The sequence below is a fragment of the Rossellomorea sp. NPDC071047 genome (assembly GCF_050270195.1).
In the GTDB taxonomy this organism is placed as follows: domain Bacteria; phylum Bacillota; class Bacilli; order Bacillales; family Bacillaceae_B; genus Rossellomorea.
The window spans coordinates 163545-189975 of record NZ_JBNNJT010000002.1; the positions used below are offsets into that span (position 1 = coordinate 163545).

Genomic DNA, 26431 nt, shown 5'->3' on the forward strand with positions numbered 1-26431 from the left:
ATAAACAAGAGTTTGTATGCCTTCTCAATAAGGGTATAAACTAACCACTAAGATTGAATAAAAGAGAGGGAGAGTATAATGAAAGCTGTTCAAGTGACCGGATATGGAGGAATCGACAAATTAGAAGTGGTTGATATTTCGACCCCGACTCCGGATAAAGGTGAAGTCCTTATAAAGGTCAAAGCATGTGCCATTAACAATACTGAAATTTGGATGAGAGAAGGCGCATATGGAACAGGAGAGAAGTCAGGTTGGCGTCCTGAAGGTGTTCAGTTTCCGAGAATTCCCGGCTCGGATATTACGGGTGAAATCGTAGGAGTGGGTGCCGATGTTCCGGAGACCCAGATCGGCAAGAAGGTCGTCCTGTTTCCTTTCACTTCAAGCGGCAAGGGGGGGGTCGAACACATTTCAGAGGATATGTCGTTCATTGGTTCCGAATATGATGGAGGGTATGCCGAATACGTCGTTTGGCCGTCAGAACTCTGTTATGATATGCCTCTCCCTGCATATGATGAAAGTGCCGTTTTTTCTGTCAGCGGATTGACGGCATGGCATATGGTGGAGCAGATCCAGGCTAAGCCGGAAGAGACGATCGTCGTGACTGGTGCCAATGGTGGTGTGGGATCATTGAATGTTCAAATCGCCGCCAGAGTATTTGGTTCAAAGGTGATTGCGATTGTGGGAGACATGAGTTTGGAAGATAAAATGAAAGAATTGGGGGCTACTCATGTATTATCCTACAAGTCCCATACCCTTGCCGATGAAATAGTGGAAGTCAATGGAGGTCCCGTGGATTCTGTATTGGATGTAGTCGGGGATGCGTTGTTTGAGACATCCATAAGCGTCTTAAAGAATGGGGGGAAGTTTTGTATATCAGGCTCGGCTGGGGGACAGAGGACGGAACTCGATTTTAGGACCATCTATTTAAAACATATCACGTTATATGGATCGGTCTTAGGAACGAGAGACGAATTTAAACGGATGCTTGATGCCATCACTGCAGGTATGATCAAGCCGGTCATTGATCGTACCTATCCCCTCGAAAAAGCGGGAGAAGCACAAACGTACTTCAAGAATTCAGGAAAACTTGGGAAGATCATCTTACTTCCGGAAAAATAGCAGGACAAGCAAAGGATGTGGACGATCCTGTTGCGTCCAAAGTAAGAGAACCGTCCACATGCTTTTGATGATTGACGTAAGAAAATCTTCTTTTGCGCTGCCTTCCTATCGACAATAGAAGAATCTCCTCACCTGCCATTGGTAAGAAAAAGAAGTATCAATCCACTCCGATCATAAGGTATGATAGCGTTAGATTGTGACCGGAGGATCTATATGATAAAAATTATGGCTGATTCAACTTGTGATTTATCAAATGACGTATTGGAATTATACGACATTAGCTTGGCCCCATTGACGATTAATATCGGGGGAAAGATCTATAGAGACAGGGTAGACATTGGGCCGGATGAATTCTATGGAATCATGGAGGACTTACCGGAATTCCCTACTACAGGTATGCCGAGTCCGGCTGAGTATGTTGCTATTATGCAGCAAGCCGTTAAGGATGGATATAAGGAGATCATCTGTATCTGTATGTCCAGCGGAACGAGTGGGGCGTATCAATCAGCGGAGATTGCCAAAGGGTATTTCTATGAGGAAGATCGTGACTCTACGGTGAACATACATGTTGTCGACTCAACCTGCATGAGCCATGGAAGCGGCATGCTTGTGATGCAAAGTGCGCATATGAGGGAGCGGGGAGCGACATTTGATGAAATCGTCGCATTTAATGAAACATACAAAGAGAAGGTAAAGCATTTTCTTTCCGTAAACGACCTGGATCATTTGTTGAAAAGCGGCAGACTCACCAATGCCAGCGCTTTTATTGGCAAGCTGCTCATGCTGAAGCCCATCATGTCCATGAAAAAGGGAAAAGGCGCAATCGTTGGAAAAGAAAGAGGCCTTAAAAAAGTATTGAAGCATTACGTGACGGAATTCTCCATCCGGTATGACCGTGAGATGACCGAATTCGTCATCATCGGATATACATCCGATATAAAATTAGCTGAAAACCTGAAATCCAAAATCCAATCTGAAACCGATTACTCCGGAGATATCTACATCATGCAAATGGGCGTCTCGGTGGGAACACATGTAGGATTGGGGGCCATTTCCATGTATTTCTTCGAAAAGAGGGAAAAGAAGGGCTTCTTTGATAGGGAGTAAAAGGGGACTGCCTCCTGTATGTGTGAGTGATCAACGTACAGGAGGCAGTCTTTTTTTTATGGACTTCGAGCGAAACAATTCCCTGGTTCCAGCAGCAATTTGAAACCACTCCACAGGTGTGAAAATGTACGTATGAAAAACGACACTAGGTGGATTCTTTACCTTGGAGTTTGCCTCATTTATGACCGGCATAACTGAATCTTCATTTCCTCCATATCACTCTTCTCATAAGCCTCAGCAATCCCCATCTCTTCAATCAATCCCTTTGTGACTATTTTGTACTGCAACGATACGTGGAAGTCCTTGTTAAAAGGATAAGGATCAAGGGTCACTTCCTTTTCATTCATCCATCTGACTGTGAGTGGCTGATGATCATGGTGAAATATCTCTGTATGTTTAAAGCCGTTCCTAAACCACGGATGCTCATCCTCTTTACCCACACCGGGCTCATTCAGACACAGATATAAAGACAGATTATCTGAGAATTGGAGTAAGTGAAAATGCTGCTGAAGTAATTCTTCATCAAGATCAGGAAACGATTCCTTAAGTCTCATTTGTCTCCTGGCTTCTCCTGTTAAGAAAACAAGGCAGTCTTTATTTTTAGACTGTGAAAAGAAGGAGCAGAAGTGCAGGCTACACAGGAGACTCGCATAGGTGTTCACTCTCTCGATCTCGTCCACCCCGATTTTATAGAATGCGAGCTTTGGCAGGAGTGGGTAGTCTGAAAAGGTGTAGGGGGTCTTCTCCCTGTCATTCCAGATCGGTGTCTCGTCCAAACCAATCCAGCTCCGGTCGTGCTGATAGGCTGCATATAAGGCATCTTCAAAGAATTCATCTGATTTTAGTAGATTCCGGTTAAAGTGCTTGATGGTTTCGCCGGATAAAAAGGCGTGGTCGTGCTGCCTGATCATGATAAATGAATCTTTGGTTTCCCGAATAATCATGATGGGGTCTCCTTTCGGTGGTTTGTCTATGAATCCATTATAGCAAAGGTGTAGTCTCTTAGAGGGAAAATATGGGGGAGTGATTATGAGGGAAGTTTTTTATTCAGAAGAAAAGACCGGAAGCAAGTATCTGCTTTTGGTCTTTTGACATCAGTGGTGAGATTCATGGTTTCCACTATCACCTGGAGTTTGATCGTTCAGGGCTTCGACGTCAGCTTTGGACAGCTCACCGACAGCGAAAGGCAGGGTCGGCATGATGGTGGATCCGTTGCTTCCGGCATGGACCTTGATGTAATAGAGTCCATCGTCCGTCAGCTTTTTGTTAAATGTATAGGTACCATCTCCGGCATTTTCGGCTTCTTCCATTTGATCATGGAAGGAGCCGTCACCTTTCCATATTTCGACATGGACAAAATCGGCATCATCGACGGATTGACCGCTTTGTGTAAGGGCAATCTTGATCGGCTCACTTCCTGAAAAGTCTTCAGGCATGGTGATATCCACCTGAAGGGGGGATTCCTGACGGTAAAGGTCTGCAGCATCCTCCTTCGGGGAACAGGCACCGAGCATCGTGCAGATCAGGATGAGACCAAGGTATTTCTTAAGGTTTTTCATGAAGCATCGTCCTTTCTTATTCCGCACCGAGGAATTTATTTAAAGCAGGAATCCGTTTGATAACCAGCCAGTCAAGAATAAGTATCACGATCAAGGAAATTCCAACCAGTGGGAAGAGGATGCCCAAGATGATCATGAGAAGCAGGAAGAGCTTCATTTTCAAGATGCTTGGCGCTTTCGGTGCGCCCATTTCTTTTTTCGGTTTCCGCTTTAACCATAGATAGAATCCGCTCACCACCACCAGGATGATCCCTAGGCAAATGAAGAGACTGATCAATTGGTTGATGAAACCGAATTGTGTGCCAGTATGCAGGGTGATCCCCATGGCGACGATTTTCCCGCCGATACCGTAATGGTCGTAGCGATAATCAGCCAGGACGGCTCCTGAATATTGATCAAGGTGCATGGTGACCTCATTCTGTGCTTTGGCAGGGAAAGCAGAAAGGGTATAGACGCCTTTCTCACCTTCTGGGATGTATACCGTGTAACTCGGGTCGATTCCTTCTCTGTCGGCGATGCTCACGACATCATTGATTGATACGGGAGTGTAGCCTTCGAGTGCCGAAATAGGGACTTCCAGGTTTTCCGCAGCCCATGGGACGTCGGCGATTTCTTTTGTTTTCACGACTGACTGAGGTGCTTCCCCTGTCCAAATCGATGGAGGATACCCGGCACCGGCATTGGTCATGAGATTCTGGAAGTTCGTTCCCCAGAAGCCCGACCATGGCAAGCCTGTCATGATCAGGAACAGCATTCCCGCTGTAATCCAGAAAGCGGGTACAGCGTGAAGATCCCGGCGCAGGATGCTCTTTCCTTTACCAAAACGTGGGAAGAACACTCCCGAAAGCTTGTCCTTTTTACGTGGAAACCATAGGAATAGTCCTGTGACAATCAGAACGATGGCCCAGGAGGCGACAAGCTCGACGATACGGTCACCGAGAGTTCCCGCCATCAGCTCCCCGTGGAATTCCACTATTTTTTCCATGATCCGGTCTTCAGGCTTTAACTCACCCAGCGACTTCCCTGTATAGGGATCTATGAAGACAGTGGTAGAGCCTTCTTCTGTGCTGATACCGATTTCACTGGAGCGTTCGGGGCTTTCTCCCGGACGATACTTGGTGATTTGTGCATCCGGGTGGAGTTTCTTCACTTCTTCGATTTGTTCCGAAGCAGGAAGTTTCTCCCCTTGTGCTTTGACCTCGTAATATTCTTTGTAAAGATTCTGTTCGATCTGTGGCTTGAATAGATAAATGGACCCCGTCACAGCCAGGATGAGCAAGAACGGGGAAATGATGATCCCCGCATAGAAATGCCATCTCCAAATCGTTTGATAAGGAGACATGTTCGATTTTTTACGCATAGTAGATTCCTCTTTTCTTAGTCATGACAGCAGTCTGAGCCCGACATTTCTTCTGAAATAACCGCGATGGCCTCTTGAAAGCTGTGAAGATGCCCTCCAAATCCCGCTTGGAATTGGCGGGCATGCTTGTTCGATTCGAATGCGATGACCTGGGGCTGGCAGCAGTTCAGGTTTAAGTCGGCGTCGATCAGGAATGTGGCGGTCTTCCCACTTATCGTCATATCCGTTAAGAAGTCACGACACATAATCTGCACCACCTCTCCCTGAATGTCCCCGTAACGGAGTAATCCACAGTGAGGGCAGCAGGCCTGCTCGATTGTGTGATCCTTCTTCACTAATTGAACCGATCTTCTGGAAGTGGCAGGCTTCAGGCAATAGATACAGGTATTCGTAGGAATGCCTTGATCCTTGGTGGTTGAAATGCCGTTGGAGGTTTTGTGGACCTTGTTCTCTTCAAGAAGAGGTTTCAAGTCCCGATACACCGTCATCTCAGAAACCTCAAGCCGGGAGCTGATTTCCGATACCCGAAGTGTCCCTTCCTCTTCCAGCCATGTTAAAATTTGTTGTTGTCTGTCGATGGGCAGCATAATCAACGTCCTTTCGAATGAAATCGCTTTATAGTTAAATAGTATGGAAGGATCATAGGTTATTCAAGAGAATGATTGTTGGAAAATGTGAAAAAATGTTGATATGTAACAAGATGGACAATTGTTTTTCATATTTCTCACACAATTGGGTTTCTGACATATAAATTCTTTAGATCAATGCGCTAAGGGAACGCATCTAAATATGATTTGGATCATAGAATTTCAGATTTCGATTTAATTTTGAAGAGACCTCAAGGAAAAAGAAGGGATTTTGGTTCAAAAACAGAATGATTATAGTGAATGATAGAATTCAAGGAGGTATGAACAATGGGGAGATTAGTGCATTTTGAAGTACATGTGGATGATATGGAAAGGGCAAAAACGTTTTATGGCGGAGTATTCGCCTGGAAGTTCGAGGACTGGAGTGAATACGCAGGAATGCCTTACGTCGGAGCTGTGACCGGGGACGAGAACGAGATGGGAATCAATGGTGCGTTGATGCAGCGTCAAAGTGCCCCTCCTGAACCGAACCAGCCGATGAACGGATATTCGTGTACGATGGGTGTTGAGAATTATGATGAAACGGAGAAACTCATTCTTGAACATGGTGGCAAGGTAGCGATGCCTAAGTACGCCCTTCCGGGAATGGCGTGGCAAGGTTACTACATAGATACGGAAGGCAATGTATTTGGAATTCACCAGCCGGATAAGGATGCGAAATAGGATTTTTCAGATTGAAAGATACGATGTTGCCTGACCTGTTGTGGGTCAGGCAACATGTGTGAATGGATGAGTTTATGAAGGATCAGGCAATGGGAAATGGATTGAAAATAGTAAGAAGATTAATAAGCATAGTCGTTTTGTCTTTATCGGTTCATGGTTTGTTCACTGGGAAGTTTGATCTGTTACCGCTCATGATGCTATTTTTAGCTGTGCTTATGTTCATCATAGGAGTGGAAGAATTTCAGAAGAACCAGAAGTCTTATAGGGGGTATGTATTTCTAGTGGTCTCTTTACTTGGGTTTCTGGTGTCGATTCAGGGTGTTATGTACTAACGGGCTACCGTATGTCAATAGAACGAATCAGTAATGAGGGGCATATCTGTATGACGAAACAATTTGAAAACATGATTCATACAATTGATTCCTTAACGGAAGAAGAGGTCAAAGCATTGTTAAAATTGATTTATGCCAGGATGGATATCGTAGAGAATGGGAATGGATATTCAAGTGAACAATGTGTCTCTGATACTCTTAACATGTTCAAGGAGATTCCGAGGATTAAACATACATAGGATTAACCATTCTACCCGGTCAACGATTTGTGTATGGTTGTGCTTGGCTGGATAAAAACGACCCGTCAAGTTGACGGGTCGTTCCTTATTTCTCCTGTCTATAGAAAGCAACTGCAGCTTCTGCCAGTTCAAGAATTCTCTGGTGAAGTTCCTTCGGTTCGATGACTTTCACCTGATCGGCAAATCCGAGCAGATACCCCTTGGCTTCTTCCTCTGTATCAAATGAGAGAGTAACGGGTATCCATTCCTTATTTCTCCTATCTCCTATTTCAAGTACTCGTGCAAAGCGGCCGGTGAATGTCAGCCTCGACAAGGTGGAGGCGGTGACTTCCACCTTCACTTCGTATGAGGGTAATTTTTTGATAAAGGCCTGGGTGGAAGAATTCCAATATTGAGCCAGGTTGAATTTCTTTGGTCGTTCAAATGTTTCCTCTAAAGGAACGGCAGATTGGATCCGGGAAGCCCTGTAATTGCGGATGTCTCCATTTTCTTTGGAGGCGATCAAGTACCATAGATCCCCCTTGGCCACCAGACCAAGTGGTGACACGGTGCGATCGTCCGTATTTCCGTCAGCCCTTTGATAGGTGATGGTCAGTTTGTTTTCTGTCCATATGGCTTCTTTGATCACTTCCAACGATGCTCGCTTCTCTTTCTGCTTCCGCCATGAGCTTGTGTCGATGTGGATGCGATTCCATACGTCTTTCGCGCTTTCCCGGTAGATCAATGGAATGGAGGCAATAAGTTTGTTTCTCGCTTCCTCGGACGTACGGGTCAAGCCGAGATCGTCGAGGAGATGGGCTGAAGGTGAAACGAACAACGCACGGATTTCAGATTCTTTCAAACCGGTCAGATCCGTCTGATAGTCTTCAAGTAAGGACCAGCCTCCGTTTTTCCCGCGCTCAGCCACCACGGGTATCCCTGTTCCGCTTAGTGCTTCCATGTCTCTGTAAATTGTCCGTTCGGAAACTTCCAATCTCTCTGACAGTTCTTTTGCAGTCATTTGGCCGTGTGTTTGTAATAATAAAAGAATGGATACCAGTCGGTCGCCTCTCATCTTTTTCACCTTTTTTCTTAAACGATTAGTTTAATTTAATTAAATATGACAGTTGGTGTCAAGAATAGGATCGTATAATGAACGTATCTTGTAGATGAAAGGAATGGGATATATGAAATCACTGACTGGTAAGGTTGCACTTGTAACGGGAGGAAGCAGGGGAGCAGGACGCGCGATTGCCGTTGAATTGGGAAAAGCGGGAGCGACGGTATATGTCACGGGACGCAGCACAAAAGGGAATTCCACGCAAAATTTTCCTGGAACAATCGAAGACACAGTTTCCCAAATAGAAGAGGCTGGTGGGAAGGGGATTGCGGTCCGTTGTGATCATACCATTGATTCAGAAACAGAAGCGGTCATCAAACAAATCCGTGAAGAACAAGGGAAGTTGGATATTCTGATCAATAATGTGTGGGGAGCCCATGACATCGGAGTGAATCCGGGTCCGTTCTGGGAACTACCCCTCGTCAATTGGGATACGATGTTCACTGCCGGGGTGCGGGCTCAGCTGGCGACGAACCACTTTGCCATCCCGTTGCTCCGTGAGAATAAAGAAGCGCTTATCATTCACACGACTTTCTGGGATGATGGCAAGTACACGGGGCAGTTCTATTATGATCTGGCGAAAAATGCACTGGTGCGTATGGCGTACGGACTTTCAGAAGAACTAAAAGAGGATCATATCACGGTCCTTGCCGTTTCGCCGGGATTCATGAGAACAGAGCTTGTACTCGACCATATGGGAGTGGACGAGGAAAGCTGGCAGGAATCTGAAGACTTAAGGAAATCGGAGACCCCTTATTATGTTGGACGTGCCATCAAGGCGCTCTCGATGGATCCAGGGGTGATGGAGAAGACGGGTCACGTGTTGAAAGCCGGAGACTTGGCGAAGGAGTATGGATTCACGGATGTGGATGGACGTTACATTCCGCCGTTTACGATGTAGGATGGGGGTCCCCCTTTTAAAGGGGGCTTTTTCTATTTGTAAACTCCATTCTTAATCAACCTATAAGCCGAATAGACTATTCATGATAACCACTTTCAAAAGGAATAGGGGTGGCATGATGTTTTCGGTGACAGAGATGCAGACGTTCGAGTTGTTTTCTGTTCCACATATTGCTGTGCTTTTGATGTTTGCGGCTATATCGTTTACGTTGATTTACTTTAGACGATTCCTAAAGAGGTATCAGTCATTCATAAAGGGGACGTTATTCTGGATGTTGGTCCTGAGTGAAGTGTCGTGGCATATCTGGCTTGTGGCAACAGGGACGTGGGAGGTGGGGGATCTGCCACTTCAGCTTTGTTCTGTCAGTACATTCATCGCGATTTATTTATTCCTCAAGCCGAATCGGAAGGCCTTCTATCTGCTTTTCTTTATCGGGTTTCTCCCTCCGATCTTAAGCATGGTAACACCAGAAATGGCTTATCAATTTCCTCATTTTCGCTTTCTTAAATACTTTCTCCATCATGCGGCCATTGCCTGGTCCGTCCTTTATTTCATCGTGTATGAGGGATACCGGGTACCAAGAAAAGCTGTATGGACCGGCTTCCTGATGGTCAACCTTCTCGCCCTGCCGATCTTCTTTCTTAACCTTCTTCTCGACACGAATTTCTTCTACTTAGCCAATCCGACGGAATCCAAAACGATCCTTTCCTTTTTCGGTTCGGGTGTCATGTATTATATCAATCTGGAAATTGCGGCACTCTTGGTGTTTTTTGTGACGTATCTTCCGATGGGGATGCTTATGAAGCGGGAGAGGTTGAATGGGTAACTCTTTTCTGATTTTTTTTCGGTGGAAGTAAAATAAGTGAATCTGAAAGGCTCTCCCACCATTTCGGTGGGAGAGCCTTCTTTCCTTAAACCTGAACCTCAAACTGCTTCGAATACAGTCTTGAATAAGGACCAGCTTGTTTCAGTAACGAATCATGTGATCCTTCCTCAACTATCTTCCCATCTGACAAAACCACAATTCTTTCGGCATTCCGGATTGTCGATAAACGATGGGCGATCACGAGCGTCGTTCTTCCCCTTGCCAGCAATTCCAGGGATTCCTTGACGATGCTTTCACTTTCATTATCCAAGGCGCTTGTGGCTTCATCTAGAATGAGGATGGGCGGGTTCTTCAAGAAGACGCGGGCAATACTGAGCCGCTGCTTCTGGCCTCCGGATAATCGCACGCCACGCTGGCCGATTTCGGAATGATATCCTTGAGGCAAACGAATAATGAATTCGTGGGCGTTGGCTTGCTTTGCAGCCATCATCACCTCTTCGTCTGTCGCGTCGGGATGACCATATCGGATATTATCCATGACGGTTCCGGAAAAAAGGTACACATCCTGCTGCACGATCCCGATGTTGCTTCTGAGGAACTTCAAGTCCAGGCTATTCACATTTTCACCATCTACATAAATCCCGCCAGAGGTGACGTCATAAAAACGGGGGATCAGGGAGCTAAGGGTTGTCTTTCCGGCTCCGGATGGTCCGACGATAGCTACGTATTCCCCCGGGAGTACTTCAAGAGATAAACCCTCAAATACCGGTTCTAAGGATGGTTCGTAGTGAAATGATATGTTTTTTAATAAGATATGTCCCTTCACGTTTGAGAGAGACTTTGCTTCAGGCTCATTCTCGATGACCGGCTTGGTATTCATGATTTCCATGAATCGCTGAAATCCTGTCACACCCTCCTGGAATTGTGTACTCATATGAGTGAGCCTCTGGATGGGTTCAATCATAAAGCCTATATACAGGAGAAAGGTGATCAAATCAGCCAGGTCAAGGGACGCATTCACAATCTGAACGGACCCGAAAATAATGATGGTTATCGTAATCAATTGAATGAATGCTTCCGTCCCGTTATAGAAGTATGCCTCCGCTCGGTAAGTCCCTCTCCTGCTTTCCAGAAACCGTTGATTCTCCACGTTGAATTTCCTGATTTCAAGAGATTCATTGGCAAACGACTGAACGACCCGGATGCCCGATAAGGAATCCTCCACCTGGGCATTGATATCGCCGATCCGCTCTTTGTTATCCGTCAACGACCGGTTCAGCCTCTTATTGAAATATAGCGAAAAGAATCCGAGGACCGGAAAAAAACAAAAAACGGCAAGGGTAAGCGGAGCATTGACCCAGAACAGAATCACAAACGCTCCAAGAAAACGAACGAGATATTTCACATAATCTTCAGGTCCGTGATGATAAAGCTCCGATACCATTAAGAGATCATTCGATACCCGGCTCATCAACCGACCCGTGTTCTCTTTATCATAAAAGCTGAAAGAAAGCTTCTGCAGATGAGCGAATAATTCACCTCTCATATCGGTCTCCATTCGTGCCCCGATCTCATGCCCCTTGTAGTCCACAATATAATTACCGATATTTTGGGCGATTACAAGAAGGATCATCAAAACGCCGACCCAAAGGACATCGGCAAAAGCCGTGGAAAGACTTCCTGCCAGAACATCCTTCGTCACATAACGAACAAGCATCGGAAAAACGAGAGTCAGGGAAGACGTGATCAACGCACAGAACAACACCATAAGAAAAATCGAACGATACGGTTTGTAATACGAAAGAAATTTTTTAATTGGAAAACGCATAATGTACCCCTTTAATGTGTTATTTCACAGAACACATATAAGGGGGAAGACCGTCAACGTTAAAAAGGTGTTCCACCCTTATATGATTGTACGGTTACCATAGCAATGTTTCTCATGAAAACAGCCTCCTTTAACTTCGATATATTCATTGTATGATGGGGTGGAAGAAAAATAAAGTTAATTTTCTGATAATGAAGGTGAATCATGTTCAAAGAATAAGGATAAAAACCTTCATCACAAGGTATCCAGTTTTGATTCAAAACTTTATATAAAGGTTGAGGGTGAATGGGCGATCAGTGGAAGGGGGTAACCCAAAATGGTGATAAGGTACGAATTCAATTACTAGAGGCAGGGATATACACCTAGAATGGCGACCCATTATTCCCCATGCCCGTAACGATGTGAATCAGTCATAAATACGGTACGGAACAGACGCGAAAACAAAAAGAAGATTTTTAGAGAAAAAAGAGATAGTAGAGAACAACAACAACAACAACGCGCCTGTGGTGGGCGCGCGTTAGGCTTGAGGCGATCCAAAACTTAATTGACACTGCCCAACCAACATTTACCGGAATGCCATTAGAAAGTCTCAGAAACCAAATGGACCATTACGAGAAAACTGAACCTCTTTTTGTTCTGGACGTCCATTACAGGGGTAAAAAGGTTTTAAGAATGGATGAGAACATGTGTTAAGAGCAGGAGATCAGGTGGGGGAATTCTATCGAATAAGCAAAGTCTTTCTTTCAGGTGTCACCCGAAAGGAAGACTTCATAAGTATTGATTTAACTTCTCGTATATTGATAAAAGATGTTGTCTTTCCTCTTTGGTTAGCTTCTCAAAAAGGTTTTGCCGCAGGGCTTGTCCTTCTTGTGATGCTTTGTGGATCATGTCGATTCCCTTATCTGTTATTTCTAAATAGCTGATTCTCCGGTCGTTCTCGTCGACGAGGCGGACCACCAATTGCTTGGTGACGAGCTTTTCGGCTAGGTGGGTCAGGGATGGGGGAGTAATCCCCAGGTTCTTAGCGATATCCGACGGACGGCTTTTGCCGTTTACCTGCAGGTGACTTAGGACAAGAATGTGGGAAATTCCGAGATTTTCTTTAAAACCCTTGTTCCACTGGATAATTAATTTATTTGTAACCTGATCCATGGTATGGAGCAATTCAAATATTGTTTGATCTTTCATCATGTGAAGGGCCTGCTTTCTGTAAAAGGATAAGAAGCCCCTGGTAGGAAAGGGGCTTTAAGAATTCTTTTCTTACCATACCATATTATTGAGCGGAAAAACCTCCGTCAATGACTAATTCGGCACCTGTGATATATGAGGATTCGTCCGACGCGAAATATAATGCCGCATTGGCGATGTCCTCGGGCTTACCTAAGCGTTGCAAGGGGGTTGCCTGAACCAATTGTTGAAGAAGGCCTTTGGATTCCTGCAGGGCTTGAGTCATTGGAGTTTCAATAATCCCAGGAAAAAGGGCGTTTACTCGCACGCCTTGGCGACCGAATGTAGTGGCCGCTGCTTTTGACAGGGATCGCACAGCTCCTTTTGAGGCTGAATAATGATTAAATCCCTGACCGATTTGTGCGGTATAGGAAGAAATATTAATAATGGATCCCGTTTGCTTTAGTGCCATCAAAGGTGCTACATGCTTGATACCTGCAAACGGACCATAACCATTGATTGATAGCATCTTATCCCAATCTCCGAGTCCGATTTCCTGGTAAGGCTTTTCTGATGAAATACCGGCATTATTGACCAGGATATCGACTTTACCAAACCGGTTATTCACGTCATGGGCAAGCGTCTCCCATTCTTCATCGGACGTGACGTTTAACTTCATTCCATACACATTCTTCTTTTCACTCGCTTTTTTTAATGCCATTTCATTAATATCTGCAGCGATGACAATCGCACCCTCTTTACTGAAGAGATCGACCATCTTTTCACCTATACCTGAAGCACCGCCTGTAATGATTGCTACTTTATTGTCCAGTCTTCCCATCATGTTTCCCTCCGTTACCTTCTTTAGTTGATCAATTTTCGATTCTATCGACAATGGCAGCCTGAGCCTCCTTGCTATTATTTAGACGTCTAATTATTAGACATCTAAATAATAACATCTTTTACATCAGAAATCATGAGGTTTGACTTGAATGATTTTACCAGGAAAGAGGTTGTGCTAGCTTGCCGGGGGACAGGCACTTAATCAATTTATACACTCAAACGTATCAGATATAAGGGCAGCATGAGGAAAACGTGAAGCGAGGGGGCAAAGCCGGAAGAATGGTCGGAGGAACCAACATGTACAGGTTTCCTGCTTTTTTAGGTGGTTGATGGCAAGTTGGTTTATGTTCCATGGAACCGGTTAAACTAGCTTTAACCAATAGCCACAATGAGGAGGAAAAGGATGTTCTTGCAAGGGCAAATGATAACAGGTGAGTTTGACTCAACCATGAATGAATTTTCTTTACAGAAAGTGAAAGAATTCGATACACAAACGGTCCTTAATAAAAATCAAATCGATAGTATTTATCACTATTTAAAAAAGCATGAACACGACAAGGATGGGCAGATCATCACGTTAAACGATCAAGTCCTTGTACGCTTAACTCATAGTGAATTAAACCAGTTACTTGGTGATATGGAGAGAGTGTTGTCCATGTACCACTAGTATGGATTTGGGGAATAGGTGTTGGTGTTGCTGCATACCGGCCCTTAGAATCTGGTGATTGATTAGTAAAGAAGGTCCGTCCCTCATGTGAATTGAGGGACGGACCTTCTTTACTTTCCTATAAATTGATGTAACGATTGAAATGAGAGCTTACTGCCTCGGACCAAGCAGCATCACACCAACCCCAACCAAACAAATCCCGGCACCGACCCAGTCATACACATCGGGAGTCTTCTTATCGATTCCCCATCCCCATAGGACGGACAGTACAATGAACACCCCGCCATAAGCTGCGTAAACCCGGCCGAATGAAGGGAAAGACTGAAAGGTGGCGATGACTCCGTAGAGGGCAAGGGCGATTCCGCCGGCCAATCCCCAATAGGATGGCTTCCCTTCCCGGAGCCATAGCCATATGAGGTAGCCTCCGCCGATTTCTGCGATTCCGGCAAGGACGAATAAGATGATGGCATTTAACAAGTGGATCACTTCCTATATAAGTTTATGTACTTGGATTATAACGTACTTCGATGCCTAAGGTTTAAACTCCATCTTTCCAAACATTTGTCTATTTCCAGTAAACCTTCTACAATAAAAGGAACAAGAGACGTTCACTCGTCTCATGACGGAGGTGGAAGTGAAATGGATAACACCGAAAAGCATTTTTCAGAGGAAAAGTTTTGGGATAAGTTGAAAAGGTATGGCTTGAAGGCGGGACATTCCGTCGTGTATACGGCGCTTCTCCTTTATTTTGTCCTGCAAAAGCCGGATGTTCCGAAGAAGTCGAAGATGGTCATCATCGGGGCACTCGGGTATTTCATCCTTCCGACAGATTTCATTCCGGATATGGCAGTGGGAGTAGGGTTTACAGATGACCTTGGTGCCCTGGGTCTCGCTTTATTGCAGGTTGCGATGTATATCGATGATGAGGTGAAAGCGAAGGCCAAGGCGAAGTTGAGTGACTGGTTCGGCGATGATGTCGATACGTCGGAGGTTGACGGGAAGTTGTAGGGAACTCCTTTGGAAGAGAATCATCCCATTGCTTCAAAATAATAGGCGCCTGGTCTGACGAGTTCCCTCTTCAGACCAAGTGCCTTTTTTAATGGTTATTCATCATGTGATCAATCTGCACCCGATCATAATCCAATATCCAATCATTACATTCTTTGTATAGGGAACGCAGGTCCTCTTTATCAGACGCAATGATGTCGCAACCACGGTCATCGTATAGATGAAAAATCATCTTTCGTGTGACATTCACGAAGTAAATATCTATACCCGCGTGTTGGGAGCCTTTTAAAAGTTGCGTCGGATGGGGGAAGTCCTGATATGAAATCGCCATTAGGAGTTGTTGATACCGGATATCATGCTTTTGACACGGCAGGATGAACCGATGTGTGACCATATTTTCATCTTCTTCTTCAAAATGGAAGAGCTCATAAAAAAGCTTGTACCTAGTGTCCTTACGCCTGATATATTTCTGATACACTTTTGTGGGCCTATTCTCAAGAAACCGGTCATGCTTCATGGTGTGAACATCCGTAATGAGAAGAATATCATCTGAATCTTTGAATACGTGGTCGAATAGACAAGTCGTTCGATCCTTCATTTGCTTCAGGTTCCTCTTGTTTAAATGATCGACGCCTGGAATGGATATTTCAAAGCGCAGACCATATGTAGACGAATAAAATAGGGATGGCCGAAGCACTATACCATCAAAATGGTTTTGCATAAAAAGGAATAATTTGTTCTGCATACATGACTCCTACTGAACGGATTTGCTGTCTTTATGATATGGATCATACATTGTCCAATGTCTTCTGTTCCTCATTCTTTTCATATTTTTTTGTGAAGTAAAGCGTAAGGATTATCCCGAGTACCACAATGCTGATACAAACAGATAGAGGGAAGTCCCAGCGTGTATAGAGGACCGTTGAAGCCCCGATGATCGTGATCCATTCGAAGGCTAAAAAGGATTTAAGGTATTTCATCGCGTTATCTCCTTTAGTTCCATTTATTGTTAATTAATAGTACCATATTTTGATTGGAGATAGTGATTAATATCCGCCCATTACTTTTCGTCGTATAAATCCTCGTCCCCCTGAGGTTCTTTAATGCCATGCTTTTCTTCAAGAAATTGCCCAATGGAGGAGTTGTTGATACCGTCCCGGACAGCTCTTTCAATAACCAGGTAGAAGATTAGTAGAGTAACCAGTGCCCCTAGAATCATGAATGGAATCTCCATATTTTCACCTCCGTTTACTTCACGCTTATTCTATTCTTTGAATCTTTAAGTTAGGTACAGAGTGTATTAATCTCCTGTAATAAGCGGAACGAATGGAAAAGCCGCCAAATTCCTCATGGGAGGTGGATGAAAACCAGGTGAACGAATTTTTGATAAAGGTTAAGTCTTCCGGCAACTCTGGGGCCACCCAGTCATATAAACCATTGGCATAGTGTTGCAGTAATTTGCAGGTCTGTTCATTTGCTTCCATTAGATAAACGGTGGCTGGTGGGCCCAAGGTGATGGTATTTGCCCATTCTTTTGTTTGGTATGATTCGGTGATATGTGGTTTGAATTCTGCAAGAACATCCTGATCGTAAGACAGTTCTTTTCTGGTGATGAAGTAAAAAGTATCTGAATGCTCGCAAAGCAATTTAATAAGGGAATGGTACGTTTCATCTGTAGGGTTAGTGATCAGGTCCCAGTATTCTATTATATTCATCTATTCATTCACTCTCCTTCATAAAGAACTGAAATTTAATTTATCCACCCATTCAACACCATCCCCATATTCATCACCATATGAAAAGCGATCGAAGGATAGATGCTTTCGGTCTTTAACACCACGATGGCATAGAAGAGTCCTCCGAAAGAAAAGAGGAGGCTGAGAAGCAGCGGGATTCCGATGGATAGATGTAAGAGACCGAACCCTAGGCTTGTGACCGTGACGGCATAAAGGACGGAGACGTTTCGTTTCAACGATGACAGCATGACGCCTCTCCAGATGAGCTCTTCCATGGTAGCGTTGAGGATGGTGAATCCTAGAGCAAAAAGGAATAATGATTTCACTTCACTTATGCTTGAGGACCAGATGAGTGGGATGAAGATGGTGCTTGATCCCGCTAGCCCAATCAGTAAGAATAAAGGCATAGAAATGGTATGGGAAGGCATGGGGATACGCTTTTTCCAATTTGGAAACTCAGTGAAGAAACGGATCTTTTCTTTTAATCTCAAATGTGAGAGTACTAATGCCAGCAGAATGAATAGAAGGAAACTTCTGTTCAGCAGGATTTTTGTTTCTTTTGACACATTCCATTCGTTGATCCAGGCGGTTGCGAATTGAAATGCCAGTAACCCGAGCAGGAAGAAAATGAATAGGGAATTGACGGATCGGTTCTGTTTTGTAGAGAGATGGAGGGTGAAAAGGCCTAACACCGGCAGCATTCCCAAACCGTATGCTCTGTATGAAAGAAGGATGATGCCTGAGAGAAACAGGGCGGCAGAACCGATAAGGAAAAGGTGATACTGGGAGCGGGTCATGGTGGCCCTCCTTGATTATTTTATAAAGATAGTTTAGCATAATTTTCCTATTTTGTAGATGTCCGTTTTCTCCTATGGACGAAGAGGGCATTGCTTGTGGTAAAATTAGGATAGTTTACATAAGAGGGGGAATGACCGTGTACAAACATATCATTTGGGACTTCGATGGCACACTTTTTGATACATATCCCGTGATGGCGGGGAGCTTCAAGGAAACGCTTGATAGTCATGGATTCGAAGAGCCGTTAGAGGAGATCATGAAACAGATGAAGGTATCGATGACATCCGCTCTGAAATACTATGAACAAAAGTATGGGATTGGGAAAGATTTTGTTACAGCCTACGATTCCCGGAGAAAAGAAGTGGAATTCGATTTGTCCAAGCCCTTTGAAGGGATTGTGGAACTTTGTAAGTATATTCATTCCACTGGCAGAAGGAATTATTTGTACACCCACAGAGGCGAGTCTTCGATCAAGATGCTGGAGAGTTACGGGCTGACTGGCTATTTTACTGACTTCATCACCTCCCAGCACGGGTTTGAGAGAAAGCCGAGTCCGGATGCCATTCAGCATTTGATTCGAACTCATCATATCGATCTTTCTGAAGCGATCATGATCGGGGATCGGGATTTGGATTTGGAAGCGGGGAAGAATGCCGGGATCAGCTCCTGCTTTTTTACGGATAAGATGGAAGAGAATCCTCATGCAGATTATGTTGTGACGAGTGTGGAGGAGTTGTATTCGATCATTTGAGGCTTGAACTATGAGAGGCCATACAATGAATGACAAGCTTAATGGGGTGGGGCGAATAAGATTATTTTCCTTGCCACGAACTATATATTGGTATATGCTGATTTCGAAAATATATAGGTGACATAGGGAAACTATGTTGGCGTCCAATTGGTTAATGACGATTTGTTATCGTAGCGCAGTGCCTCCTGAGTATCGGGGGCACTTTTATTTATATGTAAGGGGGAATGGGTAGTGTGGATAAAGGATGAGCTGTACGGAGAATACAAAGTAGACAAGGTACTGGAAGAACTGATTCTAAGTGATACGGTTCAACGTTTAAAGGGGATCCATCAAGGCGGAGCCAGCTTCCTGGTCAATGAGGAGTGGAATGTAACCAGATACGAGCACTCAGTGGGTGTGATGCTCTTGGTCAAACAACTGGGAGGGCAAATAGAGGAGCAGATTGCAGGATTGCTGCATGATGTGTCCCATACTGCCTTCTCTCACGTCATCGATGGGGTTCTTGATAATCTTTCCGAGGATTATCACGAAGACATATTTGAACAGGTCATCCTTGATTCTGAAATTCCTGAAATCTTGGAGAAGTACGATTATGACTATAGGGATATCCTCCTTGATGATTCCCAATGGTCCTTACTTGAGCAACCCGCACCTGAACTTTGTGCAGATCGAGTGGATTACACGTTGAGGGATATGTACAGATACGGGTTTATTTCATTGAAAGAGGCTCACGATTTCCTGGATGAAGTCGCAGTGGTGGAAGGAAAGATCTGTGTGAAAACCATTGGTGCAGCGGAGTGGTTTGTGAAAACGTATTATACAGAGGTCATTGACTTTTTCATGAATCCATTGAATATATATGGAAATCACGCACTTTCCAACGTTCTAAAGGCTGCATTAGAAAAAGGATGGATCAGCTTGGATGATTTTCTTGGGCAGGATAAAGAGGTACTCCTGAAACTCCAAAAGACGGATGACCACATTCAGATGCTCCTAAATGAACTGACTCAAGATGTATCTATAGAAGAAAATAAAGCCGAATTTGACATTCATCATAAAGGGAAGGTGAGACTGATAGATCCCTCGGTTATAGATGGGAATGGATTGCTGAAGTCGTCTGTTTTGTCGGTAGAAGTGAGAAAAAGAGGGCAATCCGCTTATGAGATCAGTAAATCTGGCCGGTATTTGAAGGTGAAAAGGCGTGGGGATCAGTTTGGTTGAATAGGATCCTGCTTTTTTACACTTCATGACCCGGTTTCCGTTACTTATAATCCGGTTATTGAAGAATGATCCGCTTTCCCCGAGTTTTAATCCGGTATCCCGAAATATAATCCGCAAATCATTTTATAATATTTTGTCGAAAAAAAGGCAAGGTATTGCTGCTGCCGGAGCATTCTTCAGTTGAAGAGAAAAAAGTAACAAGCATCGATGGTTAGGAAGAAAAGCGGGTCGTCCTATAGGAAGACCCGCTTTTTGTACGGGAAAACATATTCGGTCCTATTCATGCTCATACTATAGCATATACGTTTAAAGGAGCGAGTACCATGACTGAATCCCAGCAGACAATGCTTAACCGTTTAAAAGAGATCCAGGAGAATCAAACCGAAGTGTGGAACAGCTACTGGCAGGAATATTCTGATTTTGCCACCTGGCCGTTTTGGGTATTGGCTGCATTGTTTATTCTTCCATTGATCGTGCTTTTTTTTAGAATAGATAAACGAAAGGCCCTTCTTTTAGGGTTCTATGGATATAATGTCCATGTTTTCTTTACATACGTAGATGCGATAGGAGCTAACATGGTGAAGTGGTTCTATCCATATAAAATCTTTCCAGTGCTTGCAAGCTCGGTTTCATTGGATGTGTCCGTGGTCCCGGTTGCCTATATGCTCATGTATCAATTCACATTGAACCATCACAAAAATTACTATCTGTTCATGTTACTGCTCAGTGCAGTCTTTGCATTTGCTTTCAAGCCATTACTTGTTGCGTTCGGTCTGTTTGAGATGAGCAGGGGAATGAATTATTTCACCTTATTCATTGGATACGTAGTTGTCGGTCTGATCGCGAAATGGATCACGAATGTCTTTGTTTATTTCGAAAAGAAAGCTCAATAATCTTTTATGGTTTCCCATCTGCCTTTCCCATGACATTGATAAAATCTTCTACAAACATTGGATAGTCCAATTCAAGGAAGATGTTGATGTTTTTTTCAGCGGGCTTGGAACTGGGCCTGAAGTCTGCGATGGACGTTCCCATTCCTGTTCCCGTGGTCAAGATGTTGATCTCCCTTCTGATGGACTTCCCCATTTCCGGGTTCACCATCAGGGATAGGGTCACGACATCGTGCATGGGTGCACCGTTTATACCAGGGACGAGCTTCTTATAAGCATCAATATAGTATTCCATGACTTCATCCATGATTTCGATCAATGGGTTATCTGACATCTGCTGGATGTAGCGGATTTGGTCCATGGTGATGATGGCTTTGTTCGAGACATTCAAGGGTACGACGTAAAGGTTGTTCAGATCCCTGACCACCACCTGTGATGCAATGGGGTCCCCATAGAAGTTCGCTTCTGCAGAGGGGGTGACGTTTCCTGGAACCAAAAAGGCGCCTCCCATAATGTAAAATTCCTTGATTTCCTCGACGATGTTTTCACCTAATAAGTGAAGGGTGGCAAGGGATGTATTTCTCCCCACGTCAACGATGGTGATATCGTCCTGGTCCTTGATGATCTTGTAGAGTTCTGAGAAATTGGTCAGTTCACCAGATAAGCTCTCAGGGGGTCTGATTGGACCGAGACCTTCCTGTCCGTGTATCTCAGGATAATACGTAGGGATTTCCCCTGACGATGGACTATTGGTTCCCCCGATGATCGGGACATCCTCTCGTCCGGCAAGCTTGAGTAAGTAGGCGATATTATCCGTTGCCTGCTCTTTTGATGTATTCCCATAGCTTGATACGATGGCGAGGACCTTGATGTCGGGGTTCAGCAGGGCGTACATGATGGCAATGGAATCATCAATGCCGGGATCCGCAAACAAAATGATTTTCTTCATCGGACATTCTCCTAACCAATTATGATGTATTTATATAACGTATCGATAGAAAAAAAGGAATATGCCTTTGATAGAGTCCAAACAGATGATTTGTCATCATTCACCAAACATGTAATGATGAATTCATACCAAATTTATCGGAATAAGGAGATGAGGATATGAACGTAGCAGTAGTAGGAGCGAACGGACAAATCGGGAAGCAAGTGATCGGGCTCTTAAAAGAAAGCAGCGAGCATACACCAAGGGCCATCGTGAGAAAGGAAGAGCAGGCCAGTGCCTTTGAACAGGATGGGGTCCAATCTTCACTGGTTGATTTGGAGGGAACGGTGGATGAGATTACACATGGTCTGAAGGGTGCCGATGCCGTCGTATTCACAGCCGGTTCAGGTGGCAAAACAGGAGCTGATAAAACCTTGCTCATCGATTTAGACGGAGCGGTCAAAACGATGGAGGCGGCCAAACAGGCAGGAATCGACCGGTTCATCATGGTGAGTGCCCTTCAGGCTCACAATCGTGAGAACTGGAACGAGTCCTTGAAGCCGTATTATGTGGCAAAGCATTTTGCCGACCGGGCATTGGAACAGAGCGGATTAACCTATACCATCATCCGTCCCGGCGGTTTGCTGAATGAAGCGGGTACAGGGAAAGTGACCGCAGGAGAGAATCTATCAAGAGAATCGATTCCACGTGAAGATGTGGCGGCCACGATCGTAGCGAGCCTGAACGAAGAACGGACATTTAATAAAGGCTTCGATTTGATTTCAGGTAATGATGGTATTGAAGAGGCTGTCAGAGACGTATAATGGAGATGAAGGAATGATCATCCTGTGGGTGGTCATTCTTTTTTATTCTAAAATGATTGGGTATAGAAGATTCCTTTTTTTGATCCATTCATGCTTAGAGATGCAAATATCTCCAAGCTTTTTTGAATGACGAGGCGAGTCTGAAAAATAAACGGAGAACTTACTCTTCATTAGGAAATAACACTAAAAATAGCTTAAATAGGCGGAAAGATTTCCCCTATTGAGTCAAAAAACGTGAGAATCGTTAATTTTGCTTTGCATAAAGGAAAAAACTCCGCTTATTCACCCCGAATAGAGCTCTATTATACAGAATACCGGGAAATTCTCCGCTTATTTTACATATCACTGGTTGCTCAATTAAGGATAAGATTTCTTACTAAATCACACCTAATTCGCATATCCTCCAATAATTATTTCATACCCCTGTGATTTAGTATGTGAATTAGGAAACAATAAGCAATTAACATTCGTCAAAATGCTGCTGAATCAATAAAAAACACACTGTGAATGATATTGTGAATTCAAGTGCGTTTTCCTATGTGTTTTACAGTGTTTGTACCTCAAAAGTAAACCCGTTTTTCTGAGGGTGGTCATTCTTTTTTCTATGAAAATTAATGATTGTGATCAGGAGTCTATTTTGAAATAATTGGTAGTAAGGCTGGGGGGAATTAAATGAACTGTACTCATTGCAAAAATGAAATGGTAAAAGGGTGTAATGTCAATGTTGAAGGCGTCATGTATGGGATAAAAATAAGTAAAAAACGGAAAGGTTTTTTTAATAAGGTGTCGGCAAAGCCTAAAGCAGCCGTATGTTCAAATTGTGGTTATGTAGCTTTCTATATTGATGATTATAGTCAATTCAGAGAGTAGACATATGTACTAAAAGGGAGATACATAACAATGAAATTTTTTAAGGGAATTTCAGGTGAATCTTCAGTTTGGCAGGAAGGGGACTTAGAATGACTAAGAAAAAAGGATTCATTCCTTCATTGATATTCGGAAGTATCATTTTGTGCACGATAGCAATCGTTGCATTCTTTGTAATTCAAGGTGATAAGGCGAGAGAAATGATCAAGGATGGATTCTCAGATGATGAGCAAGTCTCCCAAACGAACGTAGAAGAAGTAATCAATGAACATGGAAACATCAGTAATCTCGAAGCCTTGGATACCTATATTGATAAGTTGAAAGATAAACAAAAAGCAAAAATCAATGTGATTCATTATGGGATTGAGGGGCAGAGAGTGGTTGAAGAATTGACCTATAATGGGGATGATGTCCACGTTTATCGCAGTGTAGATGAAGAATTCATTGAAGAATACCGGTGTGAAAATGTGGTGATAAATGAAGATGGTCGAAAGAAGCAGTATGTTTTGAAGCGATGTACGGGTGATTTTACGGGGGATACTTTTTTATTATCAAAAACTATAGAGGATTAGGGATAGTTTACTGGCCAGCGGAAGAGAAATCTGAAAAAGATTGAATTGAATGGCTGGAAAATCGTCGACATACCTACTATTACTACAATCACAAGGGGGTTCCTCAATAAGGGGAAGCTTCCTTATTTTTATGAAATAAAATATTGAGTTCACTGCCTTTATTTGAAATAATTGGTAGTAGAAAAATCCTTTTTTTAGAGAGACGGAAGAGCGAGTTTCCATTTATGAAGAGCGGATCAGGAAGAAGGATTGGAAGGGGACTTGGCCGGGGGTTATGGTTCATCATGTATAGAAGAGGGGGAGAAGACTCTTTTGTGGGATGATAATGAGGGATTTGAACTGTCAACTGGGCAAACATAGAAGCGGTTATTTTAGAAATTCAAGCAAGGTTACATAGAATATGAGGTAAAAAAGTAAAAGGTCATTAGAAAAGGAGAGGTGACTTCCATGTACAGCGTCATTTATTTATATCCTGTTCCAAAACACAACAAGGATAAGTTCATTCAGATTAACAAAAAAGCATCTCTTATTTATAAACAGTATGGAGCGATTGAGGATGATACGTTTCAAAGTGCTTTTGTTGATCCTGTATATGGTTGTGTTGGAATGAAATCATCAGTGAGTTTAGATGAAAATGAAATGTTGATGGTATCAATCTCTACATTCTATGACCAAGACCATCATAATCGTGTGATGGAAATGGTAGATAACGATAAGGAAATCATAGATTTATATCATGAGATGCTGACCGTGATCGATATGAGTCGTGTGGTCCGTGGTGAGTTTGAAAAAGTGTAAGCAAATTCTAAATCATGGGAGAAACATGTATGGAAGAGAAGAAGGTACTAACATTGGAATCATTTTGTCATACTGATATTCCCGGTCTTATTGATCTCTCTGCCTCGGTGGGATGGGATTATGATCAGGACGAGATTGATACAGTTCTAGGATCGGGGAGAATATTCGGACACCGAAATGCTGAAGGAATCATTGTGTCAAGCGCAGCCATCATACAGTATGAGAAGGTGGCATCACTTGGAATGGTCATTGTCAACGAACAATATAGAGGGATGGGGTTAGGGAAAGAGGCTACCCAGCAATGCATCGATAGTGTTCCGGAAAACACGACCATCTTGTTAATCGCAACAGAAGAAGGTGTTCCCTTGTATGAAAATATGGGCTTTAAAGTGGTAGATCATGTTCATAAGTATATAAGTGATGGTATGAAGGGACCTAACCCTTCCAAACTATATCTTGACGAATATAAGGAAAGTGATTTAGAGGGCGTTATCAAGGTGGATGAAAGAGCATTTGGTGACAACAGGCGGCCATTTTTGATCAATAGGATCAAGCAATCGAAAAACTGTGTAGTGGTAAAAGATGAGCATTCCCATATTATTGGCTACGGGATGTCTGTTTTGGGACCAGTCAATCTGATTGCAGGTCCGATCGTTGCACCTGATCACCAAACAGCGGAAGAGATCTTCCGAAAGTTATCTTCCTTTCATCAAGGGAGGGTGAGGATCGATGTACCTGCTGGTCAGGATGCGTTTAGACGTTTCTTAGAGGATCAAGGGTTTACTCAAGTCAATGCACCTCCCGTTATGGCTTTGAATGCAGTCGTTATGCCACAACGAAACCGCGAGTTATATGGAATCGCAGCTCAGATTTTCGGGTGATCCTTCCTGAAACCAAGAATAGAAGGGAGATACCGTGAAACACTCTACAATTCTCAAATATGTTTTTTTATTTATGGTTGTTAAAGCCCTTACCGCTTCCTGGGCTTATGCAGAAGACCAGGACTCTTATACGGAACCGTACCAAGCCATTCTAGCGGTTGATAAGGATCTCCAGTTGATTCCTGCCTACAAGCTAGGGGATGAGTCCCTGTACTTTTTCATTAAAGATAAGACCAATCTTGGGGCTACGAAGGTTCGAACGGGAATATTCGGCTGGAAAAGCGGGATGTTTACCTGGGGGCCATTGGATCCAGACAGGGATTATGAAAATCTGCAAGGAATTCAAGGACATGGAGAGGGCTTGGTGTATGGGTTGATCAGAAGTGGTGATGAGAGAGTGGTAACCGTTGGTGATCAAGAAGCCTCGATGGTCAAATTGTCCTTGTTATCCCCCTCAGTAGTAAAGGAACATCAATTGGAGGGGCTATATCTTTGGTATGTTGAAAGCGATAAAAATCTTAATGCTCAGCAGGTTAAGTTACTGCGTAAGGATACTCGGGAAATTATTGATTCGGTAGATTTATAGAATCCAATAGACAGGGAGGGGGAAGGCGTATGATGGATCACTTCTGGTTGAAATTCATTCTGTTTATAGCGGGTTATGGTTTATTGATATTTTTGTTTAATAAAGGAATGCGAAAGTTCCAGATGATCTTCAGCTTTCTTTGCTTTTTTCCAATAAATGAAACTTTCACCAGTTTCAAACGTATGTAAGAAAAAGTAAAAAGGGCAGCAGTGTA

At 43.6% G+C, this 26431-nt stretch carries 32 protein-coding genes; 17 read left to right on the top strand and 15 right to left on the bottom strand.

Annotated features, from left to right (window positions below):
• Nucleotides 1-78 precede the first annotated feature (78 nt).
• Together ACQKFO_RS08545 and ACQKFO_RS08550 are read left to right on the top strand one after the other, a co-directional pair.
• Nucleotides 79-1119 (top strand): zinc-binding dehydrogenase, encoded by a 1041-nt coding sequence (locus ACQKFO_RS08545; RefSeq protein ID WP_427597962.1) that lies wholly within the window; start codon nt 79-81, stop codon nt 1117-1119.
• 213 nt (nt 1120-1332) lie between these two features.
• Nucleotides 1333-2226 carry a DegV family protein gene (locus ACQKFO_RS08550; RefSeq protein ID WP_427597963.1) on the top strand — a complete coding sequence of 298 codons (894 nt, stop codon included), beginning with the start codon at nt 1333-1335 and terminating at the stop codon, nt 2224-2226.
• Nucleotides 2227-2405: 179 nt separating this feature from the next.
• On the opposite strand, the gene ACQKFO_RS08555 is transcribed toward ACQKFO_RS08550, so the two are convergent.
• The 4 genes from ACQKFO_RS08555 to ACQKFO_RS08570 form a co-directional block, all read right to left on the bottom strand.
• The gene (locus ACQKFO_RS08555) at nt 2406-3170 is read right to left on the bottom strand and encodes a DUF3891 family protein (RefSeq protein ID WP_427597964.1); all 765 of its coding nucleotides are present in this window, start codon (nt 3168-3170) and stop codon (nt 2406-2408) included.
• Between the two features lie 150 nt (nt 3171-3320).
• On the bottom strand, nt 3321-3785 hold the full coding sequence (locus ACQKFO_RS08560) for a FixH family protein (protein ID WP_427597965.1): 465 nt from the start codon (nt 3783-3785) through the stop codon (nt 3321-3323).
• 16 nt (nt 3786-3801) lie between these two features.
• Nucleotides 3802-5145, bottom strand: coding sequence for a PepSY-associated TM helix domain-containing protein (locus ACQKFO_RS08565; protein ID WP_427597966.1), 1344 nt, complete (start codon nt 5143-5145; stop codon nt 3802-3804).
• Between the two features lie 17 nt (nt 5146-5162).
• Complete coding sequence (locus tag ACQKFO_RS08570; RefSeq protein ID WP_427597967.1) at nt 5163-5732, bottom strand: DeoR family transcriptional regulator; 570 nt, start codon at nt 5730-5732, stop codon at nt 5163-5165.
• A 327-nt stretch (nt 5733-6059) separates the two neighbouring features.
• Between ACQKFO_RS08570 and ACQKFO_RS08575 the strand changes: the two genes are divergently transcribed.
• From ACQKFO_RS08575 to ACQKFO_RS08585, 3 genes are all read left to right on the top strand, one after another.
• Complete coding sequence (locus ACQKFO_RS08575) at nt 6060-6455, top strand: VOC family protein (RefSeq protein ID WP_427597968.1); 396 nt, start codon at nt 6060-6062, stop codon at nt 6453-6455.
• 74 nt (nt 6456-6529) lie between these two features.
• A complete protein-coding gene (locus ACQKFO_RS08580) occupies nt 6530-6787 on the top strand; it encodes a DUF3953 domain-containing protein (protein ID WP_427597969.1) in 258 nt (85 codons plus the stop codon).
• 50 nt (nt 6788-6837) lie between these two features.
• Nucleotides 6838-7026 carry a hypothetical protein gene (locus ACQKFO_RS08585; RefSeq protein ID WP_427597971.1) on the top strand — a complete coding sequence of 63 codons (189 nt, stop codon included), beginning with the start codon at nt 6838-6840 and terminating at the stop codon, nt 7024-7026.
• Nucleotides 7027-7111: 85 nt separating this feature from the next.
• Here ACQKFO_RS08585 and ACQKFO_RS08590 read toward each other — a convergent pair whose 3' ends face one another.
• A complete protein-coding gene (locus tag ACQKFO_RS08590; RefSeq protein ID WP_427597972.1) occupies nt 7112-8080 on the bottom strand; it encodes a helix-turn-helix transcriptional regulator in 969 nt (322 codons plus the stop codon).
• Between the two features lie 112 nt (nt 8081-8192).
• Between ACQKFO_RS08590 and ACQKFO_RS08595 the strand changes: the two genes are divergently transcribed.
• Together ACQKFO_RS08595 and ACQKFO_RS08600 are read left to right on the top strand one after the other, a co-directional pair.
• The gene (locus tag ACQKFO_RS08595) at nt 8193-9026 is read left to right on the top strand and encodes an SDR family NAD(P)-dependent oxidoreductase (RefSeq protein WP_427597973.1); all 834 of its coding nucleotides are present in this window, start codon (nt 8193-8195) and stop codon (nt 9024-9026) included.
• A 118-nt stretch (nt 9027-9144) separates the two neighbouring features.
• Complete coding sequence (locus ACQKFO_RS08600) at nt 9145-9852, top strand: TIGR02206 family membrane protein (protein WP_427597974.1); 708 nt, start codon at nt 9145-9147, stop codon at nt 9850-9852.
• Nucleotides 9853-9937: 85 nt separating this feature from the next.
• Here the strand turns inward: ACQKFO_RS08600 and ACQKFO_RS08605 are convergent, their stop codons facing one another.
• From ACQKFO_RS08605 to ACQKFO_RS08615, 3 genes are all read right to left on the bottom strand, one after another.
• A complete protein-coding gene (locus ACQKFO_RS08605; protein WP_427597975.1) occupies nt 9938-11680 on the bottom strand; it encodes an ABC transporter ATP-binding protein in 1743 nt (580 codons plus the stop codon).
• A gap of 768 nt (nt 11681-12448) precedes the next feature.
• Nucleotides 12449-12871, bottom strand: a complete 423-nt coding sequence (locus ACQKFO_RS08610) for a MarR family winged helix-turn-helix transcriptional regulator (RefSeq protein WP_427597976.1) — start codon at nt 12869-12871, stop codon at nt 12449-12451.
• An 82-nt stretch (nt 12872-12953) separates the two neighbouring features.
• The gene (locus ACQKFO_RS08615) at nt 12954-13688 is read right to left on the bottom strand and encodes an SDR family NAD(P)-dependent oxidoreductase (protein ID WP_427598880.1); all 735 of its coding nucleotides are present in this window, start codon (nt 13686-13688) and stop codon (nt 12954-12956) included.
• A gap of 405 nt (nt 13689-14093) precedes the next feature.
• Between ACQKFO_RS08615 and ACQKFO_RS08620 the strand changes: the two genes are divergently transcribed.
• Entirely contained in the window at nt 14094-14357 is a 264-nt protein-coding gene (locus tag ACQKFO_RS08620) for a hypothetical protein (RefSeq protein WP_427597977.1), read from the top strand.
• A gap of 150 nt (nt 14358-14507) precedes the next feature.
• On the opposite strand, the gene ACQKFO_RS08625 is transcribed toward ACQKFO_RS08620, so the two are convergent.
• A complete protein-coding gene (locus ACQKFO_RS08625) occupies nt 14508-14834 on the bottom strand; it encodes a YnfA family protein (RefSeq protein WP_427597978.1) in 327 nt (108 codons plus the stop codon).
• Between the two features lie 162 nt (nt 14835-14996).
• Between ACQKFO_RS08625 and ACQKFO_RS08630 the strand changes: the two genes are divergently transcribed.
• On the top strand, nt 14997-15365 hold the full coding sequence (locus tag ACQKFO_RS08630; protein WP_427597979.1) for a YkvA family protein: 369 nt from the start codon (nt 14997-14999) through the stop codon (nt 15363-15365).
• An 88-nt stretch (nt 15366-15453) separates the two neighbouring features.
• Here ACQKFO_RS08630 and ACQKFO_RS08635 read toward each other — a convergent pair whose 3' ends face one another.
• The 5 genes from ACQKFO_RS08635 to ACQKFO_RS08655 all read right to left on the bottom strand — a co-directional run bounded on the left by ACQKFO_RS08635 (nt 15454) and on the right by ACQKFO_RS08655 (nt 17898).
• A complete protein-coding gene (locus tag ACQKFO_RS08635; RefSeq protein ID WP_427597981.1) occupies nt 15454-16110 on the bottom strand; it encodes a DUF3885 domain-containing protein in 657 nt (218 codons plus the stop codon).
• 43 nt (nt 16111-16153) lie between these two features.
• A complete protein-coding gene (locus tag ACQKFO_RS08640) occupies nt 16154-16345 on the bottom strand; it encodes a hypothetical protein (RefSeq protein WP_427597982.1) in 192 nt (63 codons plus the stop codon).
• Nucleotides 16346-16425: 80 nt separating this feature from the next.
• Nucleotides 16426-16599 (bottom strand): hypothetical protein, encoded by a 174-nt coding sequence (locus ACQKFO_RS08645; RefSeq protein ID WP_427597983.1) that lies wholly within the window; start codon nt 16597-16599, stop codon nt 16426-16428.
• Nucleotides 16600-16624: 25 nt separating this feature from the next.
• Nucleotides 16625-17080 carry a hypothetical protein gene (locus ACQKFO_RS08650; RefSeq protein WP_427597985.1) on the bottom strand — a complete coding sequence of 152 codons (456 nt, stop codon included), beginning with the start codon at nt 17078-17080 and terminating at the stop codon, nt 16625-16627.
• A 35-nt stretch (nt 17081-17115) separates the two neighbouring features.
• On the bottom strand, nt 17116-17898 hold the full coding sequence (locus ACQKFO_RS08655; protein WP_427597987.1) for a CPBP family intramembrane glutamic endopeptidase: 783 nt from the start codon (nt 17896-17898) through the stop codon (nt 17116-17118).
• 131 nt (nt 17899-18029) lie between these two features.
• On the opposite strand from ACQKFO_RS08655, the gene ACQKFO_RS08660 reads away from it, so the two are divergent.
• The 3 genes from ACQKFO_RS08660 to ACQKFO_RS08670 all read left to right on the top strand — a co-directional run bounded on the left by ACQKFO_RS08660 (nt 18030) and on the right by ACQKFO_RS08670 (nt 20764).
• Nucleotides 18030-18650 carry an HAD-IA family hydrolase gene (locus ACQKFO_RS08660; protein WP_427597988.1) on the top strand — a complete coding sequence of 207 codons (621 nt, stop codon included), beginning with the start codon at nt 18030-18032 and terminating at the stop codon, nt 18648-18650.
• 231 nt (nt 18651-18881) lie between these two features.
• Nucleotides 18882-19871 carry an HD domain-containing protein gene (locus ACQKFO_RS08665; RefSeq protein WP_427597989.1) on the top strand — a complete coding sequence of 330 codons (990 nt, stop codon included), beginning with the start codon at nt 18882-18884 and terminating at the stop codon, nt 19869-19871.
• Nucleotides 19872-20194: 323 nt separating this feature from the next.
• Nucleotides 20195-20764 carry a CBO0543 family protein gene (locus ACQKFO_RS08670; RefSeq protein WP_427597990.1) on the top strand — a complete coding sequence of 190 codons (570 nt, stop codon included), beginning with the start codon at nt 20195-20197 and terminating at the stop codon, nt 20762-20764.
• 4 nt (nt 20765-20768) lie between these two features.
• Here ACQKFO_RS08670 and ACQKFO_RS08675 read toward each other — a convergent pair whose 3' ends face one another.
• Nucleotides 20769-21710 (bottom strand): nucleoside hydrolase, encoded by a 942-nt coding sequence (locus tag ACQKFO_RS08675; protein ID WP_427597992.1) that lies wholly within the window; start codon nt 21708-21710, stop codon nt 20769-20771.
• A gap of 158 nt (nt 21711-21868) precedes the next feature.
• On the opposite strand from ACQKFO_RS08675, the gene ACQKFO_RS08680 reads away from it, so the two are divergent.
• From ACQKFO_RS08680 to ACQKFO_RS08700, 5 genes are all read left to right on the top strand, one after another.
• Nucleotides 21869-22513, top strand: coding sequence for an SDR family oxidoreductase (locus tag ACQKFO_RS08680; RefSeq protein ID WP_427597994.1), 645 nt, complete (start codon nt 21869-21871; stop codon nt 22511-22513).
• Nucleotides 22514-23472: 959 nt separating this feature from the next.
• Nucleotides 23473-23952 carry a DUF4362 domain-containing protein gene (locus ACQKFO_RS08685; protein WP_427597996.1) on the top strand — a complete coding sequence of 160 codons (480 nt, stop codon included), beginning with the start codon at nt 23473-23475 and terminating at the stop codon, nt 23950-23952.
• A 447-nt stretch (nt 23953-24399) separates the two neighbouring features.
• The gene (locus ACQKFO_RS08690; RefSeq protein ID WP_427597998.1) at nt 24400-24750 is read left to right on the top strand and encodes a DUF1428 family protein; all 351 of its coding nucleotides are present in this window, start codon (nt 24400-24402) and stop codon (nt 24748-24750) included.
• A gap of 29 nt (nt 24751-24779) precedes the next feature.
• On the top strand, nt 24780-25631 hold the full coding sequence (locus ACQKFO_RS08695; RefSeq protein WP_427598000.1) for a GNAT family N-acetyltransferase: 852 nt from the start codon (nt 24780-24782) through the stop codon (nt 25629-25631).
• Between the two features lie 34 nt (nt 25632-25665).
• A complete protein-coding gene (locus tag ACQKFO_RS08700; RefSeq protein WP_427598002.1) occupies nt 25666-26217 on the top strand; it encodes an aspartyl-tRNA synthetase in 552 nt (183 codons plus the stop codon).
• Nucleotides 26218-26431 lie beyond the last annotated feature (214 nt).